The 16,517-nt window shown below is 66.3% G+C and carries 14 protein-coding genes; 4 read left to right on the top strand and 10 right to left on the bottom strand.

Annotated elements, in window-relative coordinates:
- Positions 1 to 14: 14 nt before the first annotated feature.
- The 6 genes from RSA25_RS15085 to RSA25_RS15060 form a co-directional block, all read right to left on the bottom strand.
- Positions 15 to 542: a DUF3987 domain-containing protein gene (locus RSA25_RS15085; protein ID WP_332809672.1), complete on the bottom strand. Its 528-nt coding sequence runs from the start codon at positions 540 to 542 to the stop codon at positions 15 to 17.
- 5 nt (positions 543 to 547) lie between these two features.
- Entirely contained in the window at positions 548 to 952 is a 405-nt protein-coding gene (locus RSA25_RS15080) for a hypothetical protein (protein WP_332809671.1), read from the bottom strand.
- Positions 949 to 1,389 (bottom strand): hypothetical protein, encoded by a 441-nt coding sequence (locus RSA25_RS15075; RefSeq protein ID WP_332809670.1) that lies wholly within the window; start codon positions 1,387 to 1,389, stop codon positions 949 to 951. The genes RSA25_RS15080 and RSA25_RS15075 overlap by 4 nt, the downstream gene beginning before the upstream one ends.
- A gap of 196 nt (positions 1,390 to 1,585) precedes the next feature.
- Positions 1,586 to 3,190: a hypothetical protein gene (locus RSA25_RS15070; protein ID WP_332809669.1), complete on the bottom strand. Its 1,605-nt coding sequence runs from the start codon at positions 3,188 to 3,190 to the stop codon at positions 1,586 to 1,588.
- 657 nt (positions 3,191 to 3,847) lie between these two features.
- Positions 3,848 to 4,294: a hypothetical protein gene (locus RSA25_RS15065; RefSeq protein WP_332809668.1), complete on the bottom strand. Its 447-nt coding sequence runs from the start codon at positions 4,292 to 4,294 to the stop codon at positions 3,848 to 3,850.
- Positions 4,295 to 4,387: 93 nt separating this feature from the next.
- Positions 4,388 to 5,041 (bottom strand): glutathione S-transferase family protein, encoded by a 654-nt coding sequence (locus tag RSA25_RS15060; protein ID WP_332809667.1) that lies wholly within the window; start codon positions 5,039 to 5,041, stop codon positions 4,388 to 4,390.
- Between the two features lie 544 nt (positions 5,042 to 5,585).
- Here RSA25_RS15060 and RSA25_RS15055 point away from each other — a divergent pair.
- Positions 5,586 to 6,236, top strand: coding sequence for a hypothetical protein (locus RSA25_RS15055; protein WP_332809666.1), 651 nt, complete (start codon positions 5,586 to 5,588; stop codon positions 6,234 to 6,236).
- Here the strand turns inward: RSA25_RS15055 and RSA25_RS15050 are convergent.
- Together RSA25_RS15050 and RSA25_RS15045 are read right to left on the bottom strand one after the other, a co-directional pair.
- Positions 6,217 to 6,555: a hypothetical protein gene (locus RSA25_RS15050; RefSeq protein ID WP_332809665.1), complete on the bottom strand. Its 339-nt coding sequence runs from the start codon at positions 6,553 to 6,555 to the stop codon at positions 6,217 to 6,219. The two genes, RSA25_RS15055 and RSA25_RS15050, sit on opposite strands and share 20 nt — an antisense overlap.
- A 101-nt stretch (positions 6,556 to 6,656) precedes the next feature.
- Positions 6,657 to 8,444, bottom strand: a complete 1,788-nt coding sequence (locus RSA25_RS15045) for a sensor domain-containing phosphodiesterase (RefSeq protein WP_332809664.1) — start codon at positions 8,442 to 8,444, stop codon at positions 6,657 to 6,659.
- A 307-nt stretch (positions 8,445 to 8,751) separates the two neighbouring features.
- On the opposite strand from RSA25_RS15045, the gene RSA25_RS15040 reads away from it, so the two are divergent.
- Positions 8,752 to 10,230, top strand: a complete 1,479-nt coding sequence (locus RSA25_RS15040; protein ID WP_332809663.1) for a SulP family inorganic anion transporter — start codon at positions 8,752 to 8,754, stop codon at positions 10,228 to 10,230.
- Positions 10,231 to 10,424: 194 nt separating this feature from the next.
- Complete coding sequence (locus tag RSA25_RS15035; RefSeq protein WP_332809662.1) at positions 10,425 to 13,028, top strand: methyl-accepting chemotaxis protein; 2,604 nt, start codon at positions 10,425 to 10,427, stop codon at positions 13,026 to 13,028.
- A gap of 49 nt (positions 13,029 to 13,077) precedes the next feature.
- Here the strand turns inward: RSA25_RS15035 and RSA25_RS15030 are convergent, their stop codons facing one another.
- On the bottom strand, positions 13,078 to 14,196 hold the full coding sequence (locus tag RSA25_RS15030; protein ID WP_332809661.1) for an acyltransferase: 1,119 nt from the start codon (positions 14,194 to 14,196) through the stop codon (positions 13,078 to 13,080).
- A gap of 160 nt (positions 14,197 to 14,356) precedes the next feature.
- On the opposite strand from RSA25_RS15030, the gene arcD reads away from it, so the two are divergent.
- Positions 14,357 to 15,781 (top strand): arginine-ornithine antiporter, encoded by a 1,425-nt coding sequence (arcD, locus tag RSA25_RS15025; RefSeq protein ID WP_332809660.1) that lies wholly within the window; start codon positions 14,357 to 14,359, stop codon positions 15,779 to 15,781.
- Between the two features lie 19 nt (positions 15,782 to 15,800).
- On the opposite strand, the gene RSA25_RS15020 is transcribed toward arcD, so the two are convergent.
- Complete coding sequence (locus RSA25_RS15020; protein WP_332809659.1) at positions 15,801 to 16,364, bottom strand: DUF1003 domain-containing protein; 564 nt, start codon at positions 16,362 to 16,364, stop codon at positions 15,801 to 15,803.
- Between the last annotated feature and the right edge of the window lie 153 nt (positions 16,365 to 16,517).

Here is a 16,517-nt window from a genome sequence, read left to right as displayed (position 1 = left end):
AGAAGCAGTACGCACTAAACGGCTGACGACTGTCTACAAAACCCTGGGCGATTCACATCGGAGTAAATGATGCGATGTCCCGTGACCTTGGTCGGCTCTTGAGCCTCAATGGCCGAGAGAGCATTTTCTGCCTTCTCGATGTCACCTGCGGTTACGAGCTTTGCGTACTGGCGAAGGACCCGGTTGCGAACTACGTCCCAGCGCATTTTCGCCCGTCCGTAGGCCTCCTGTTGTTTCTCCTGCTGTTCGATGGCTGCAATGTCGTGGTCGTAGAGGGGGCCACAAAGTACCAACTCAGCAGACGACTTTCGGTCGCCCGAGTTCGCCGCAATGGCTTGATAAAGGACACAAGGGCGGATCTGCCCGGACAGGGGATGCCGCCAGTCGACCAGAGGGCTCAATGCAATCGAAAGCGTCGTCAAGCAAGCCGTGCCGGCGATGACATCGGTGACCTGGACATTCTTGGCCAGCTCTTCGGCCGCACGCTGGATGCGCGGCGGAAAGGCGTGAATGGGATAGGGACTTTGGTTGATGATGTACATGTCGGTCACTCCAGGTCGTTGGAAGAGGGAGCGGTGGGTTCACGCAGGAAGCCGTCGATCTCGGCTTCCTGGGTCTGCCGTGCCGCCGCGTTCAAGGGCTGGCCACAGGCGATACAGCAAACCGGATTGCTAGCGGCGTCGCGACGGGAACGCTCCTGATCGACCATGTCGTTGAAGGTGCGAGCGCAGACCTTGGCCTGGGTCAGCTCGTTGAAGGCCGCCAGAACGTCCTTCAGCAGCTTGCCACTCGCGAGATGAGACTCGATCCGTGGGTAGAGGTCGCGGAAATGCTGCTGCATGAGCTCACGTTTGGTGGGCTTCGCCTTCGCCAAGATACGATCGAGCTTGTCCTGGAGCGCAAGCGTGGCCTTGTCTTCGAGTGCGGTCGAGGGGATGACATTGGGGCTCACAGCGTCACCCCCACGTCGATGTCAGCCTTGGTCGAGGGGCGCTTCCAGCGTCCGTACTTGGGCGCCGCCTGCGCGAGCTTGCGGGAAGCATTGGCGCGGGCCTCGAGCCACGCTTCGATCTCATCTGCAAACCAGACCGTCGCGCTGCGGGGCGAGTCGTCCAGCTTGAACGAAGCGGGGAACGTGGGGTCCCAAGCGGGATCCTTCGGATTCTGGCGCGCCCAAAAATGGCTCTTGCCATCGCCGGTCATGCCATATGCTGTCTTGGCGCGCACCGCCCGGCGAACAGGCTTGAAAGCCACCAGATCGCCTGGGTGAAGCTGATCGAGGATGGTCTGCATAGCGACCACCAGATGCTGGAGATCCGGCTGGTTGTGGAGTTCCTGGCAGGTTGAGCTACCCAGGCGGCTTGGAGTCAAGTGATTGAAATTAGGCATGAATTCCGTCCTTACGATGGATTGGGCCAAGGCGTGATTGCCTTGGCGTTGCCTATCGTCAGCGCCGGAGTGAGGCGCGAAGTCCGGACTTTTTTGGATGACATCGGACCTGTCCGGCCATGCAGGTCGGAGAGGTTGGTGTGACCGACACGCAACTATCCCCTAGAGCGGTACGGCGGAAGGCCTCGTCAGCTCTCTAAACAGTCGGACTTAAGCCACGTAGGCGTGTTTCCAGTCTCGAAAGGTTTTCCTCGATCGCGGCAATGTCATTGGGTTGCACGCACTCGACGAACTTGGTCCAAAGTAAGGTCCTCAGGGAGAACTTGAGCTCCGCTATCTCGTACGCGCCTTCCAGCGCGTCCTGCACCCACTCTCGGCGGTTGTGCCAGATCTGCAGATAGCCTTCCGGAATCTCCCTGGGTGGCTTGTTGCTATCGAACTTGATGGGAGATTCGAGCGGAGTGATGATCGACCGGGCCTGGCTGTCGTCTCCGAATACTCGTGGCCGATAGTGGGTTGGGAACTTGACTGCCTGCGCCGTGGCGCACAAAGCGCTGACCATGTTACGGAAACTGATTTTGACCGACTCGCGTGACAATGGAAGGCCGCTGCCAAAAACACGGGTGCGGTAGAGCAACTCATAGGCGAGAGAGATGCTCCGGACGTAATGTGACTTGCTCGGTCGGAAGCCGAGAGACGCGTCAAGAAGGTCCAGAAACAGGCCAGAACTCGCGTTCGCTATGTCAGCAAAATCGGCAAGCCGGAAATTGTATTGGGTCGTGTGAAAGTAGTTGCGGGTTTCGGCTGCAAGTGCGCTGAGCGCGACAATCATTTCATTTTGGATCGGCTTGATCGGCGACGGTGGCTTGGCGTTTTCTATGATTTCCGCGTGTGCACCGGCAAAGTGAAGGAATTCGAATCTGTTCAGATGCAAATACAGGTCCTCATCCAGGCGAGCAGATTGACGCCGCGGGTCCGGCTCGGATGGGCCTGCAATAGCATCGACTGCTGCGCGGAGTGATTTGTAGCGATCTGGGATTCGAAGTCTGCCTGACGAGTACGCAACCTCGTCCAGGTGCGCTCGAATGGCGCTTATGCGATCAATCAGCGAATAGAAGACCGAGTCGATCTTGTCCTTTTTTTCGTAGTCTATCTCGACTCCAAAGTATTCCTTTAGATCGTTCAGAAGGAAGGTGTTGTCTTCACTTTCCGCGATGGGATACGCGCCGCGCGCTTCGAACGAAAACCGAGTCGGAGTCTTTATAAACGTAAGAAATCGCTTGCTTCGTCCTTCGATTGCGATGCTCGGATCGGCCATCATCCTGTCGATGAGGTAGATCACTCGTAGCGTGTTCTGCTTGTCCTCGTACTTGCCCGCCGTCCTGCCGGTAATTCCTTTTAGAGCATCGGTGATGCTCTCGAACTCCTTCTTCAGGGATTCCGGGTCAGCGTTCCAATCTGCCCAAGTGCGCTTTGGCGCCGGGGTTCTTTCGTGTTTTTCCTTTCTTACCTTTTTCGCCAGGTCGACAATAGTGAGTCGGGCTTGCGGAATTTGCTTCAAGCTCCCAAGGTGGTAAGGGCTAAAGAATAGGTTGGCCCTCTTCGCGTCATCCAAGGCGTACCTCAGCATGGCGCTGAGCAACGTCACCTGACCATTGGGGCCAAGGATAGTTGGCTGGTTTCGTAGGCGAGTGCACAACTCGTCGCTCCCGAATAAGAATTCTCGGGAGAAGGGATCAATTTGATGCTTGGTCGTGAGCTCTTCCAGTCGCTCTTCGAGAAAAGCACTCAGATCAGGCATGGGGGTACGTTCTCTCTACGGCGAAGACCGCCAAGTCTGATGGACAGCGGTTATGGCAAGCTAGGAAACGAGTAAGGAGCTTGGAATGCCATTGAGCCGAGCTCTGATGCGCAGAGGCTGGCGAGCTCGGCTTTACATTCGCCTTACTGATCGTCATAGGTTCACTTATAGCCCGGCCCCAGCCCTTCAAGAAGTGAGTCAAATTGCGAGTCACGTTTTGCTGGGATCAATCGTGTATTGCATATAAAACAAATACTTAAGTGGGGAATTCGATTGCTGGTGGGCCACCATGTAAAACAGGCACTTGGGTTTGCGCCCTGGTGCCTTTTTTGTGAGTTTGGAAAAAATATTGCAAAAATCCAGCGTTGCGCGGTGGTTTCACAACCGCGAGGTCATGGACGCAGCACGCGATCAGTGTTTGCACCACGCGTGGATTGAGTCCTGCACCCGAGTTGGTTGGGAGCTGTGGCGGCGTAGGCCCATGCCGCTCGTCCGCCGTGCCCTGCTAGTGCCACGGTGATTGGCGAGAGCGTTGCGCAAGGCCAACAAACACACATGACGTGCATGACAATGCCCCTGACGCGATAGTCGGCGCGAATCTGTGTAAGGAAATGAAACGGCCGCTCAAGGGCGGCCGTTTCACAGATCGAACAGGGATCAACCCCCAACAGGAGGTTGGCTTGTCTCAGTGGCGCCTTTGAAATGATACTCACCGAGTTTCCAGCCCCCTTCCTGCCAGGTGTATCCCCACGTCTCGGTGGGGCCATCAGGATGGCGGCTGGTGATCGTTACTTCTTCGCCTTCGCTGCCATGCGTCGGCAAGGGAGCAGGGGTCCCATCCATTCCAGAGCGACCTGCGCGTCCGGAATCACCGTAGGTGTGCTGGATCGTGATCTTCCCGAGGCGCCGCACTGGCGCATAAGCCGGTGAATTGCGTTCGATCCAGACGGTGATGTAGCTGGATTCAGCGGAACCAGGTTGATAGGTGTTCTTTGCGACAACGGTGGCTGAAGCAGACGTTGGTGCCGCGTGTGCATCTGTCGATACACCTCCCGCAACCAGCCACAACACCGACAACGTCGTGCTCAACAACGGAAGTTTCATGGACGTCTCCTGTCAGGCAATCATCGACCACTTCATGCGGTCGGCCCAAATGTACATTACCTTTCCCGCCAGACACCCGCGCTTTTGCGATGGCTACGCCCCATCCCGCCCCCGCTCATACGCCGCCAACTGCGCCGCAAACGCCCGCTGATACCCTGGCCGCGCCGTCGCGCGCGCCACATACGCGGCCAGCGTCGGATGCGCGTCCACCATCCCGCTGCTGCCCAGGCGCAGCAGCACCGACACCATCAGCAGGTCGCCGGCGCTGAAGCCGCCATCCAGCCACGGGTCATCGCCCAACCGCGCGGCGAGCTGGGCTAGCCGTTGCTGCACGCGGGCATCCAGCGCCTCCAGGCGCTGTGCGTACCACGGCTGGTCGCGCTCGAAGAGCACGGCCATCGAGCGTTCCACGATCGGCGGTTCGACGGTGTTGAGCGCGGCGAACATCCAGGTAATGGCGCGCATGCGTGCATCGGCATCGGCGGGCAGCAGGCCGGGATATCGCTCGGCCAGGTGCAGCACGATCGCGCCGGATTCGAACAGCACCTGGTCACCCGCTTCGTAAGTGGGGATCTGCCCGAATGGACTCCGCGCCAGGTGCGGCGGCTGTTTCATCGCGGCGAAGGACACCGGGCGCACGTCGTAGGGCTGGCCGAGTTCCTCCAGCGCCCAACGCACGCGCATGTCGCGGGCCAGGCCCTGGCCGCGGTCGGGGGAGCATTCAAAGGCGGTGAGGGTGGGGCGCATGTGCGGTCTCCGGCAGGCAATGCAGGGCTTGCCTGTATCGACGTTCGAGGAGCGCGCGAATCGACACGCTGCCTCAAGCCGAACCACGACGGGTCTGGCCGCGCCGCTTCACTGCACGAAGGTGGACATCGACCGGCCTGCGAGCCGGTCGTCCGCTTGGCCTGCGTCAATCCCGCGCCCGGCCCTGTCGGATGCCGGGCGACCGGCATCCGACCGCCGCCCCTCAGCTCGGCGCAAACCCGCGGGTGGCCTTCTTCTCGTTCTTCTCCGCCTTCTTTTCCTTGGCGGTCTTGGCAGGCTTCTTCTTCTGCTCCTTCTTGCTGTCCATGCCCTTGGCCATTGCGGTTTCTCCGTGGTGATTGCGCGCAGCATCGCACATCCGCGGGCGCCCGGCGGGGGCCGGCAGCCGGTCCGTGCCGGGCCACGGGTCTTCACTCCAGCATCTCACCTGAACACGGAGGCTGCGTAGTGTCGCGGCCCCCCGGTCTGCCTGCGGCGTGCCAGTACACCGCCCTGGACGGGCTACACATCGCGGAGGTCGCACATGGGTTGGATGGACCGGATCAAGGCTTCACTGGGCGCACGCAGCGACACCCCGCCGCTGGCGCAGGACCCCGCGCAGATCCTTTACTCGATGCCGACCCTCGCCGGCGATCTGCTCACGTTCGGCGCCGCCGATCCGGCCACCGCCGAGGGCGTGCCGGCCTTCCACGAAGACGAGTGGTGCCAGCTGGAATTCTGGCCGGCGGCCGCGCTGCCGGAGGTGCAGCGCGCGCTGTCGGCGTACAAGGCGTTCGAACAGGCGCACCGGCTGCCGCAGGGCTGGTCGGACATCCACGTGCGCCACCTCGCGCGACCGCTGCTGGTGCCCGGCCCGGGCGCGGTGCAGCGCCTGGCCGATGCCTTCGCCACGCTGCCCGGGCCGGCGCCAATCCTGACCACCAGCGCGCAGGCGCTGGGGCAGGTGGTGGACGGTTTCACCATCCAGCCAGCGTCGGATGTGCAGTTGCATGGACTGGCCGATGCGACGGGGGTGCGTGCGCTGGGGGCCACGCTGGACGGCGATGACATGCAGCTGTCCACTGTCTTCGCCGAGCTGCACGCGGCCTTCGGCTTGATGCTGGTCGACTGGCGGCAGCAGTTCGTGCTGGTCGCGGTGGAGGCGGGTGGCGACTTCAGCGTGTGGCGTCCGTAGACGGCGGCGGGTCTGACAGGCCCAGGGCAGCGGCGGGCAGCTCGAGATTGCGCGGCGGGATCAACCCCCGCTGCACCCGCCGTGCGAAGTCGGAAAAACGCGCGCCGGAGATCGCCTGGCGGTTGCCGCAGTGCGTGCAGGTGAGCACGGCCCCGCCATGGGCCACGTTGACCAGTGCGGGCGCGGTGGAGGCGTTGAGCAGGGTGTGGCAGAGCAGGCAGTCGGCGCGCACCAGGCGCAGCCGCGCAAAGGTGTACGGGTCTTCGCCGTCGGCGTCGCCGGCCACCTCTAGCAGGTAGAACAGTCCGGTATTGGGCATTGCATCGCTCCCTGGACAGTGCACGCCGAGCGTAGTCCTGCGTGCTATCAAGGGGTGGTGAATTAATGCGCGTGCGGCGTGAGGAACGCCGCCTGCATCGATCAGGCCGAGTCTTCACCCAGCGCACCGGCGCGGCAGGCGGCCACCAGCAGGGTGGCGGCCTCGGCGGCCATCGGCGGGGCCAGGTGATAGCCCTGCGCCTCGTCACAGCCCCACAGCCGCAGCAGCGACAACTCCGCTTCGGACTCCACGCCCTCGGCCACGGTGCGGTAGCCCAGCTGCCGGGCCAGTTTGATGATGGCCTCCACCTTCAGCCGCGACGTGCGCGAGCGGGCCAGCCCGGTGACCAGGCTGCGGTCGATCTTGATCAGGGCGATGGGCACCTCGCTGAGGTAGCCGAAGTTGCTGTAGCCGCTGCCGAAGTCGTCGATGGCGATGCGCACTCCCGCCGCGGCGATCGACCGCAATTGCGGCAGCGCGCCGGGATGGCCCTGCAGCCACTCGCCCTCGGTGATCTCCACTTCCAGCAACGATGGGGCCAGGCCATGGGCCTGCAGCCGCGCCGACAGCATGTCCCACAGGTGGGGATCGTCGAAGTCGCGCGGGGACAGGTTCACCGACAGGCCGAACCCGGGCAGCGTGTGTTGCCACAGCGCCAGCTGGGTCAGCGCGTGGTCCACCACCCAGCGGCTCAGTGCGGGCATCCACGCGGTGCGTTCCAATACCGGGATGAACTCGGCCGGACTCACCGGCCCCAGCATCGGGTGGACCCAGCGCAGCAGCGCTTCGGCGGCCACCGGCAGGCCATCGTGCAGGCTGAAACGCGGTTGGTAGACCAGGCTGAATTGATGCTGGGCCAGGCCGCGCGAGGCGTCGGAGGCCAACCGGTAGCGCCGCCGCAGGCGCGCGTCGCGCTCCTCCGAATACCAGCACAGGCAGGCGTCGGTCTGCACCGCGTGCTGCATGGCCACCAGGCATTTGCGCACCAGGTCGTTGGTCTCGCTGGCCACCGGCTTGAACGCGCAGACACCGGCGTGGAACTGCGGGGACATCGGCACGCTGCCGGCCATCAGCGGCCGGTGCATGCGCTCGCGCAGGCGCTCCAGCAACGCCTCCACCTGCGCACGGTCCTGCCCGGGCAGGAAGAAGGCGAACCGGCTCACGCCCACGTGGTACACCTGCGCCTGGTCCTGCAGCACGCTCTGCACGCGCAGCGAGGACTGCCTGAGCAGCGCTTCCACCGGCTTCATGCCCAATGCCTGGCCGGCATCGTTGGCACTGTGGGCATCGAGCACGTCCAGCAGCACTGCGGTGTAGCCGCTGCCCTGTGCGCGCCGTGCCAAAAGATCCAGGTCGGCCTGGAACTGCTGGCGGTTGGGCAGGCCGGTGACCTGTTCGCGGCGACCCAGCGACATGGTCAGTTCCATCTGCGCCATGACCACGCGCGCCAGGGTCTGCAGCTGCTGCACCTCCAGCGGGGACAGCAGCCGAGGCTCGCGCCCCATCAGGCACAGCGTGCCCAGCGCCACGCCGGTGCGGGTGATCAGCGGAGCGCCGGCATAGAAACGCAGCTGCTCCGGGCCGGCGACCAGCGGGTTGCAGGCAAAGCGCGGGTCTTCGCGCAGGTCGGCCACCTGCATCACCTGGTCCGAGGCGATGGCCCAGGAGCAGATCGACACCTGCCGGTCGGTGCGCTCCAGCGCCAGCCCCTTGCGCGAGATGAAGCGCTGGCTGTCCGCATCGACGATGGAGATCAGCGCGATGGGCACATCGAAGGTGAACGCGGCCAGCTCGGTGATGGGATCCAGCGCACGCCCCAACGCCGGGTCCATCACGTTCAACGCCTCGATCAGGGCCACACGATCACCATCGCTGCTTCTGTCCCACATGCGCCTTCCTTGCCACCTTTCGTTTCAGGCTACTCTCCCGCGCGTGCTGCGCAATGACTGTGAAGACGGCTGCAGGCGACGAGCCTGAAGCATTCACGATGCGCGCAGCCCCGCGCCCGCCACCCCGCCCGCGTTGAGCCTCGTCGCCCACTACGCTATCCTGCGCGCCGCTTCCGCCCACCTGCTGGACTGTGATGACCCCGCCCTGATACCGCGTTGACCACGCGCCCGCGCCATTGCCGGGTCCAGGGAGTACCTCGTCTTCATCACATCGTGCCGCGCGCATCGCCGGCGCGTGGAGCTGTCCATGTCTGTTTCCTATCCGCTGCGCCAACAATGGCTCGGCAACATCCGCGGTGACCTGCTGTCCGGTACGGTGGTCGCGCTGGCCCTCATTCCCGAGGCGATCGCGTTCTCGATCATCGCCGGGGTGGACCCGAAGGTGGGGCTGTATGCCTCGTTCTGCATCGCGGTGGTGACGGCCATTGCCGGTGGCCGGCCGGGCATGATCTCGGCGGCGACCGGGGCGATGGCGCTGGTGATGGTCGACCTGGTGAAGGACCACGGCCTGCAGTACCTGCTGGCCGCCACGATCCTGGCCGGGGCGCTGCAGGTGCTGGCCGGCGCGCTGAAATTGGGGGTGCTGATGCGCTTCGTCTCGCGATCGGTCATCACCGGCTTCGTCAATGCGCTGGCGATCCTGATCTTCCTGGCGCAGATGCCCGAGCTGATCGGGCGCTCCTGGCACGTCTGGGCGGTGTGCGCCGCCGGCCTGGCCATCATCTACCTGCTGCCGCGGGTGACCCGCGCGGTGCCCTCGCCGCTGGTGGCCATCGTGGTGCTCACCGCGCTGTCGATCGGCCTGCACTGGGACGTGCGCACCGTGGGCGACATGGGCGCGCTGCCCGACAGCCTGCCGGTGTTCCTGTTCCCGGACGTGCCGCTTACCTGGGACACCCTGCGCCTGCTGCTGCCGGTCTCGGCCACGCTGGCGGTGGTGGGCCTGCTGGAGTCGATGATGACCGCGCAGATCGTGGAGGACATGACCGACACGCCCAGCCAGCGCAATCGCGAGTGCGCCGGCCAGGGCCTGGCCAACATCACCGCCGGGTTGTTTGGCGGCATGGGCGGCTGCGCGATGATCGGGCAGTCGGTGATCAACGTGTCGTCCGGCGGGCGCGGGCGCCTGTCCTGCTTGGTGGCCGGCGTGCTGCTGCTGTTGCTGGTGGTGTACGGCGCGGACTGGGTGCGGCAGATTCCGATGGCCGCGCTGGTGGCGGTGATGGTCATGGTCAGCATCGGCACCTTCCACTGGCGCTCGTTCCAGGAGCTGCGCCAGCACCCGAAGAGCTCCTCGGTGGTGATGATCGCCACCGTGGTGGTGACCGTGGCCACCCACGACCTGGCCAAGGGCGTGCTGACCGGGGTGCTGCTGTCGGCGCTGTTCTTCGCGCGCAAGGTGGGCCGGATGCTGCAGGTGGAGGAGGCGACCGCCGAGGACGGCACCCGCGTGTACACGGTGCGCGGCCAGGTGTTCTTCGCCTCGGCCGGGCAGTTCGCGGCCAGCGTGGACCTGCTGCACGTGCCGGCGCGGGTGCTGATCGACCTGACCCACGCGCACTTCTGGGACCTGAGCGCGGTGGCGGCGCTGGAGCGGGTGGTCGACAAACTGCGTGCGCATGGGGCCGAGGTGGAGGTGCGCGGGCTCAACGCGGCCAGCCAGACCCTGGTCGAACGGGTGGGGCGTTCGACCGGGCACGCCGCCGCGCGCCCCGGCGAACACTGAACAGGGTCAGGAAACGCGACTCAACATCGGCGTGCCAGCGCCGTTATCCAGCTCAAGGCCCCGATTCCTGCGATCGGGGCAAGGGCTGGCCGTGAGTTGCACCGCGCCACCCGGACCGCAATGGACTGCGCGAAGCCGTAGTGGCGCCCCCTGGGGCGACCGCTGATCCGACCTTTTTCCCGGAACCGCCCTCCATGCCTGCCTCCCGCCCGACTTCCTCCCCGCGTCCCGGCAGCATCGCCAACCGGCTGATGCTGGGCACCGCGCTGATTGCCATGCTCTGCTTCGGCGTGACGGCCGCCATCAGCTATCGCGAAGCCAGCCAGGCGCTGATCCAGGCCTCGCGGCAGACCATGCAGAGCGAGGCCAATGCCGAATCGCGCCGGGTCGGTGCCGACCTGGCCGCCGCGTTCTCCATCAGCCAGGCGCTGGCCGACAGCCTGGTGGTACAGCACGCCAGCGGCACGCTGACCCGCGCCACCGCTGCCCAGGTGCTGCAGCAGCAGCTGCGCTCGCACCCGGAATGGGTGGGCCTGGGCACGCTGTGGGAACCGCAGGCGTTCGATGGCAAGGACAGCGAGTACGTGGACGCCGAAGCGCACGATGCTACCGGCCGCTTCATGAGCTACTGGTCCTGGCAGGACGGTACGCCGGTGCAGGACGCGCTGAAGGGCTACGACGTGCCCGGCGATGGCGACTGGTACCTGCGCCCGCGCGCGCTCAAGCGCCAGACCGTGGCCGAGCCCTACAACTACGAGATCGCCGGCAAGCAGGTGCTGATGACCACCCTGTCCACCCCGGTGCTGGACAAGGACACCTTCCTCGGTGCGGTCACCGTCGACTTCGGCCTGGCGGCATTGCAGGAGCGCCTGGCGGCGCTGCGCCCGATGGGCGAAGGCCACGTCGAACTGATTTCTCCGGGTGGCATCGTCCTGGCGGCGCAGGATGCCAAGGAGATCGGCAAGCGTCGCGACGATGCCGCCACCCGCCAGATCCTGGCCGCAGTGGGCGCCGACAAGCCCTACGAAGACTTCAGCGTGGATGCGGCCGGCAATGTGAAAGCCTATGTCCCGCTGCGGATCGGCGGCAGCCAGGAACGGTTCGCGCTGGGCGTGGTGGTGCCCCATGCGCTGATCACCGCGCAGGCGCGTGCGCTGCTGTGGATCATCCTGGCCGTTGGCCTGGGCGCGGCGCTGGTGCTCAGCGGCAGCGTCTACGTGCTGCTGCGCCGCCAGGCCATCCGTCCGCTTGCCGATGCGGTGCGCCTGTCGGCCGACGTTGCCGAAGGCCGCCTGGACACGGTGTTGCCGCCGGTGCGCAATGACGAAGTGGGGCGCCTGCTCGAGGCCATGCAGCGCATGCGCAGCCAGCTCAAGGCGGTGATGGCGGCCCAGGGCGAAATGGCCCAGCGCCATGACGCCGGCGAGCTGAGCTACCGGATGGACGCGCAGGCCTTCCCCGGCGAGTACGGCCGCATGGTGGCCGACACCAACCAGCTGGTCGGCGCCAACATCGCGGTGACCCGTCGCCTGGTCGAGGTGATGCAGCGCTATGCGGTCGGCGACCTGTCCCAGGACATGGATCGCCTGCCCGGCGAGCAGGCGCGCTTCACCGAGGCGATGGACACCACCCGCGACAACCTGCGCGCGATCAACAACCAGATCCGCGACCTGGCCAGTGCCGCGGCCCTGGGCGACTTCAGCCAGCGCGGCGACGAGGTGCGCTTCGACCACGATTTCCGCGGCATGGTGGAAAACCTCAACACCATGATGCAGGTCAGCGATGACAACCTGCAGCAGATTTCCGCCCTGCTGCGCGCAATCGCCGCCGGCGACCTCACCGCGCGCATGCACGGCCAGTTCCACGGCGTGTTCGCGCAGATGCGCGACGATGCCGATACCACCGTCACCCAGCTGACCGACATCGTCGGCCGCATCCAGCAGGCCACCGCCAGCATCAACCTGGCCGCCGGCGAGATCGCCTCGGGCAACAGCGACCTGTCGCGCCGCACCGAGCAGCAGGCGGCGAGCCTGGAGGAAACGGCCGCCTCGATGGAGGAGCTGACCTCCACCGTGCGCCAGAACGCCGACCACGCCGTGCAGGCCAACACGCTGGCCGCCAACGCGGCCGACGTGGCCTCGCGCGGTGGCGAGGTGGTGGGCAAGGTGGTGACCACGATGGCCGGGATCGAGGCCTCGTCCAAGCGCATCGCCGAGATCATCTCGGTCATCGACGGCATCGCCTTCCAGACCAACATCCTGGCGCTCAACGCGGCCGTGGAAGCGGCGCGTGCCGGCGAGCAGGGCCGCGGCTTTGCCGTGGTCGCCTCGGAAGTGCGCGCGCTGGCGCAGCGTTCGGCCGGGGCCGCCAAGGAGATCAAGGCGTTGATCGACGACTCGGTCGGCCAGGTCACCGAGGGCTCGGCGCTGGTCCAGACCGCCGGCCGCACCATGGAAGACATCGTCAGCGGCGTGCGCCGCGTCAACGACATCATGGCCGAGATCTCGGCCGCGTCGAAGGAACAGTCGGCCGGCATCGAGCAGGTCAACCAGACCATCACCCAGATGGACGAAACCACCCAGCAGAACGCCGCGCTGGTGGAAGAAGCCACCGCCGCCGCGCGCGCCATGGAAGAGCAGGCCCAGCACCTGGGCACTGCGGTGGCGATCTTCCGCACCGACAGCAGCGCCGCAGCGGCGGCCCCGCGTGCACGGGCCCCGGCCCGGCAGGCAGGCTCCAGCGTGCGCAGTGCCGCGCGCGAGCCGGCGCTGGCCGGCGACGACTGGCAGACCTTCTGACTGCCGCTGGGCCGTCGGCGCTACGCCGGCGCCGCCCCGAACGCCCCGCTCAGCGCACGCGCTGGGCGGTGGCCGCGACGCGGTCGCCGTTGAGGGCGGCCAGCAGGCGATGGCCGGCCCGGATGCCGGGCACCTCGACGAAGCGATAGCCCAGGTAGGCCAGCGGAATCGCCACGGCCAGGGTGAGTGCCGCGCACGCCAGGTAGGCCAGGTCCGGCTGCGCGATGTGCGCCTGGATGCGCCGGAACACCGGCATCAGCACGGCCACCACGATGGGGTGGGCCAGGTACAGCGAGTAGCTCACCTGGCCCAGCCAGCTGGTCACGCGGTTGACCACCGCACGCAGCGGGAACCGCGACAGGCCGATCAACACCACCGCGTAACCGGCACCGGCCAGCATCCAGCCGATGCCCGGGGCCAGCCACCCCCGTGCGCTGGCCAGGGTGAGCGCGGCCAGCCCGGCCACGCCCGCCAGCAGCGCGAACAGGCAGCGGCGTCGTGCCGCGCCGGGGGACAGCGAGGGCAGCGCCATGAACACGTGATAGGCCAGGATGCCGTACAGGAACACCGGCAGGTGGCGCAGCAGGCCGTAATCGCCCACCGCTGCCAGCCCGGGCGCGCCGAACACGCCCGCGCCGGCCAGCAGGGCGGCGGCGGTGCCCGCGATCGCCGCCAGCCACGCGTGCAGCGGACGGGTGATGAGGCCGAACAACAGCGGGAACACCGCGTAGAACAGCATCTCCACGCCAATGGCCCAACTGGCCCACACGATGCCGGCTTCCCAGCCCTTGAACAGGTTGAAGGTAAAGGTGAGGTTGGCCAGGATCTCCGGCCACGGGTGCCCGGCATGGCTGCCACGGCCATCGCGCCACAGCGAGAAGGCCAGCAGCACGAAGAACAGCGGCGCGATGCGGAACACCCGATGCAGGTAGAAGCTCAGCAGCGGGCGCGGCGTGCGCGCATGGCGGGGCATCGTGTAGGCCAGTGAGAACGCGCTGATCACGAAGAACAGTGCCACCCCACTGCCGCCCATCGCCAACACCGCGCCCAGGATCGACCCCGTGGCCAGCGCCGGCGCCGGCATGGCCATCACGTGGAACAGCACCACATAGACGGCGGCGAGCCCACGCAGGGCATCCAGGAAGGCGAGGCGGTTCGGTGGGGCCATGACGAATCGGGATCCAGGCAGCAGGCGGCCCGCGCATGCTATCACCGGCCTTCGCGGCGCCCGCGTACGCGGTCACGCTTCGTCGGTTGCGTGCGTGAACGGCACCGCGTGCGCAGCGGTTACGCTTGCCTCCACCCGTGTGCCTTGCCAGGACCTCCGCATGAGCGCTCCCTCCGACAAGCTCGGCCTGCCCGCCCTGACCGCGCTGGTGGTCGGCTCGATGGTGGGCGCGGGGATCTTCTCGCTGCCGCAGAACATCGCGCGCAGCGCCGGGCCTGGCGCGGCGTTGATCGGCTGGGCCATCAGCGGCCTGGGCATGTTGATGCTGGCCTTCGTCTTCCAGAACCTGGCCAACCGTCGTCCGCAGCTGGATACCGGCATCTATGCCTATGCCAAGGCCGGCTTCGGCGACTACATCGGGTTCTCCTCGGCGTGGGGCTACTGGGTATGTTCGCTGCTGGGCAACGTGAGCTTCTTCGTGCTGATCTTCAGCGGCCTGGGCTACGTGGTGCCGGCCTTCGGCGATGGCAATACCTGGCAGGCGGTGGCCGGTGCGTCGGTGCTGCTGTGGGCGATGCACGCGATGGTGCTGCGCGGGATCGGCCAGGCCGCGTTGATCAATGCGGTGGTGACGGTGGCCAAGATCGTGCCGATCGTGGTGTTCCTGCTGATCGCGGCCATCGGGTTCCGGCTGGAGGTGTTCAGCAGCCGGTTCTGGGGCGATGTGTCGCTGGGCAGCGTGGGCACGCAGGTGCGCGGGATGATGCTGATCACCGTGTGGGTGTTCATCGGCATCGAAGGCGCCAGCGTGTATTCGCGGCGCGCACGGCAGCGCGCCGATGTGGGCCGCGCCACGGTGATCGGGTTCCTGTGCGTGCTGGCGTTGTTGATGCTGGTCAACCTGCTGTCGATGGGGGTGGTGGCCCAGCCGCAGCTGGCGCAGCTGCACAACCCGTCGATGGCGTACGTGCTGGAGGCCATCGTCGGGCCATGGGGCGCGCGCCTGATCATCATCGGCATGGTGGTGTCGGTGCTGGGCGCGCTGCTGGCCTGGGTGCTGCTGTGTGCCGAGGTGCTGCACGCGGCCGCCGGCGACGGCACCATGCCGGCCTTCCTGGCGCGGCAGAACGCCAACGACGTGCCGGCCAACGCGTTGTGGCTCACCAACGGGCTGATCCAGGGGTTCCTGCTGGTCACCCTGTTCAGTGCCAGCACGTACACCAGCCTGGTGCTGCTGGGCGCATCGATGGCGCTGGTGCCGTACCTGTTCTCGGCGGCCTACGGTGTGCAGGTGGCCTGGCGGGGCGACGGCGAGGGCGCGTCGCGGGTACCGCGCAAGCGCGACCTGGCGGTGGCAATCCTGGCCACCGCGTATGCGGTGTGGCTGGTGTATGCCGGTGGCGTGGCGCAGGTGCTGCTGTCGGCGCTGCTGTACGCGCCGGGGATGGCCCTGTTTGCGTTGGCCAAGCGGCAGCATGGGCAGGCGGTGTTCACGCCGGTGGAGCGGGCGATCGCGGTGGCGGTGCTGGCCGGCGCGATGATGGCGGTGTGGGGGCTGTGGCAGGGTTGGTTGCGCCTGCACTGAGACGGTGGCGTGTGGGCGCTCAGGGCGCGGGCGGGGCGGGTCGGTGGCGGGCGACCAGTTCGCTGAGGAGGTCGATCTGGCGTTGCTGCTGCTGCAGGATCTGCAGGAGGGTGTCGTGGCTGACGGTGTCCACTTTCTCGTGCAGCGACATGATTTCCAGTTCGGCCTTGAGGTTCACTTCATAGTCGTAGGCGGCCATCTGGCGGTCCTTCATGGCCTGGCGGTTCTGGCTCATCATGATGACCGGGGCCTGGATGGCGGCCAGCATGGACAGCATCAGGTTGAGGAAAATATAGGGGTAGGGATCGAAGGCGGTCCTGCCGAGGACCTCGCTGTTGAGCACGACCCAGACGAGCAGCGCGGCGGCGAAGAGGAGGATGAACTTCCAGGAGCCGCCGAAGCTGGCCACCTGGTCGGCGAGGCGCTCGCCGAAGGTGGACTGCTCCTGGAGGCGTTGGTTGGGGTCGTCGATGACGGCGCGTCGGCCGATGACGCGGCGGGCGACGGCGTCCAGGTCATGGGTCTGCCGGCCGAGCCAGCGGGCGGCGCGTTCGATGCGGTCGGGGGTGGTCGGGGTGGACATGGGCGGCTCCAGGCGTAGGTCGCCGGCAGCGTGGCCGTTGCCGGGGAAAGAGCCGGTGAGGATCACGCTGGTGCGCACCGCCGGTAGTGCCGGCCGTTGGCCGGCATCCCACAGCCCCCTTGTTCCCAACGAGTACCGACCAACAGCCGGCGC

Source organism: Stenotrophomonas sp., assembly GCF_036662295.1.
GTDB lineage: Bacteria > Pseudomonadota > Gammaproteobacteria > Xanthomonadales > Xanthomonadaceae > Stenotrophomonas.
Note: the sequence above shows the minus strand (reverse complement) of the source record. Positions and strands in the feature narration are given on the sequence as shown.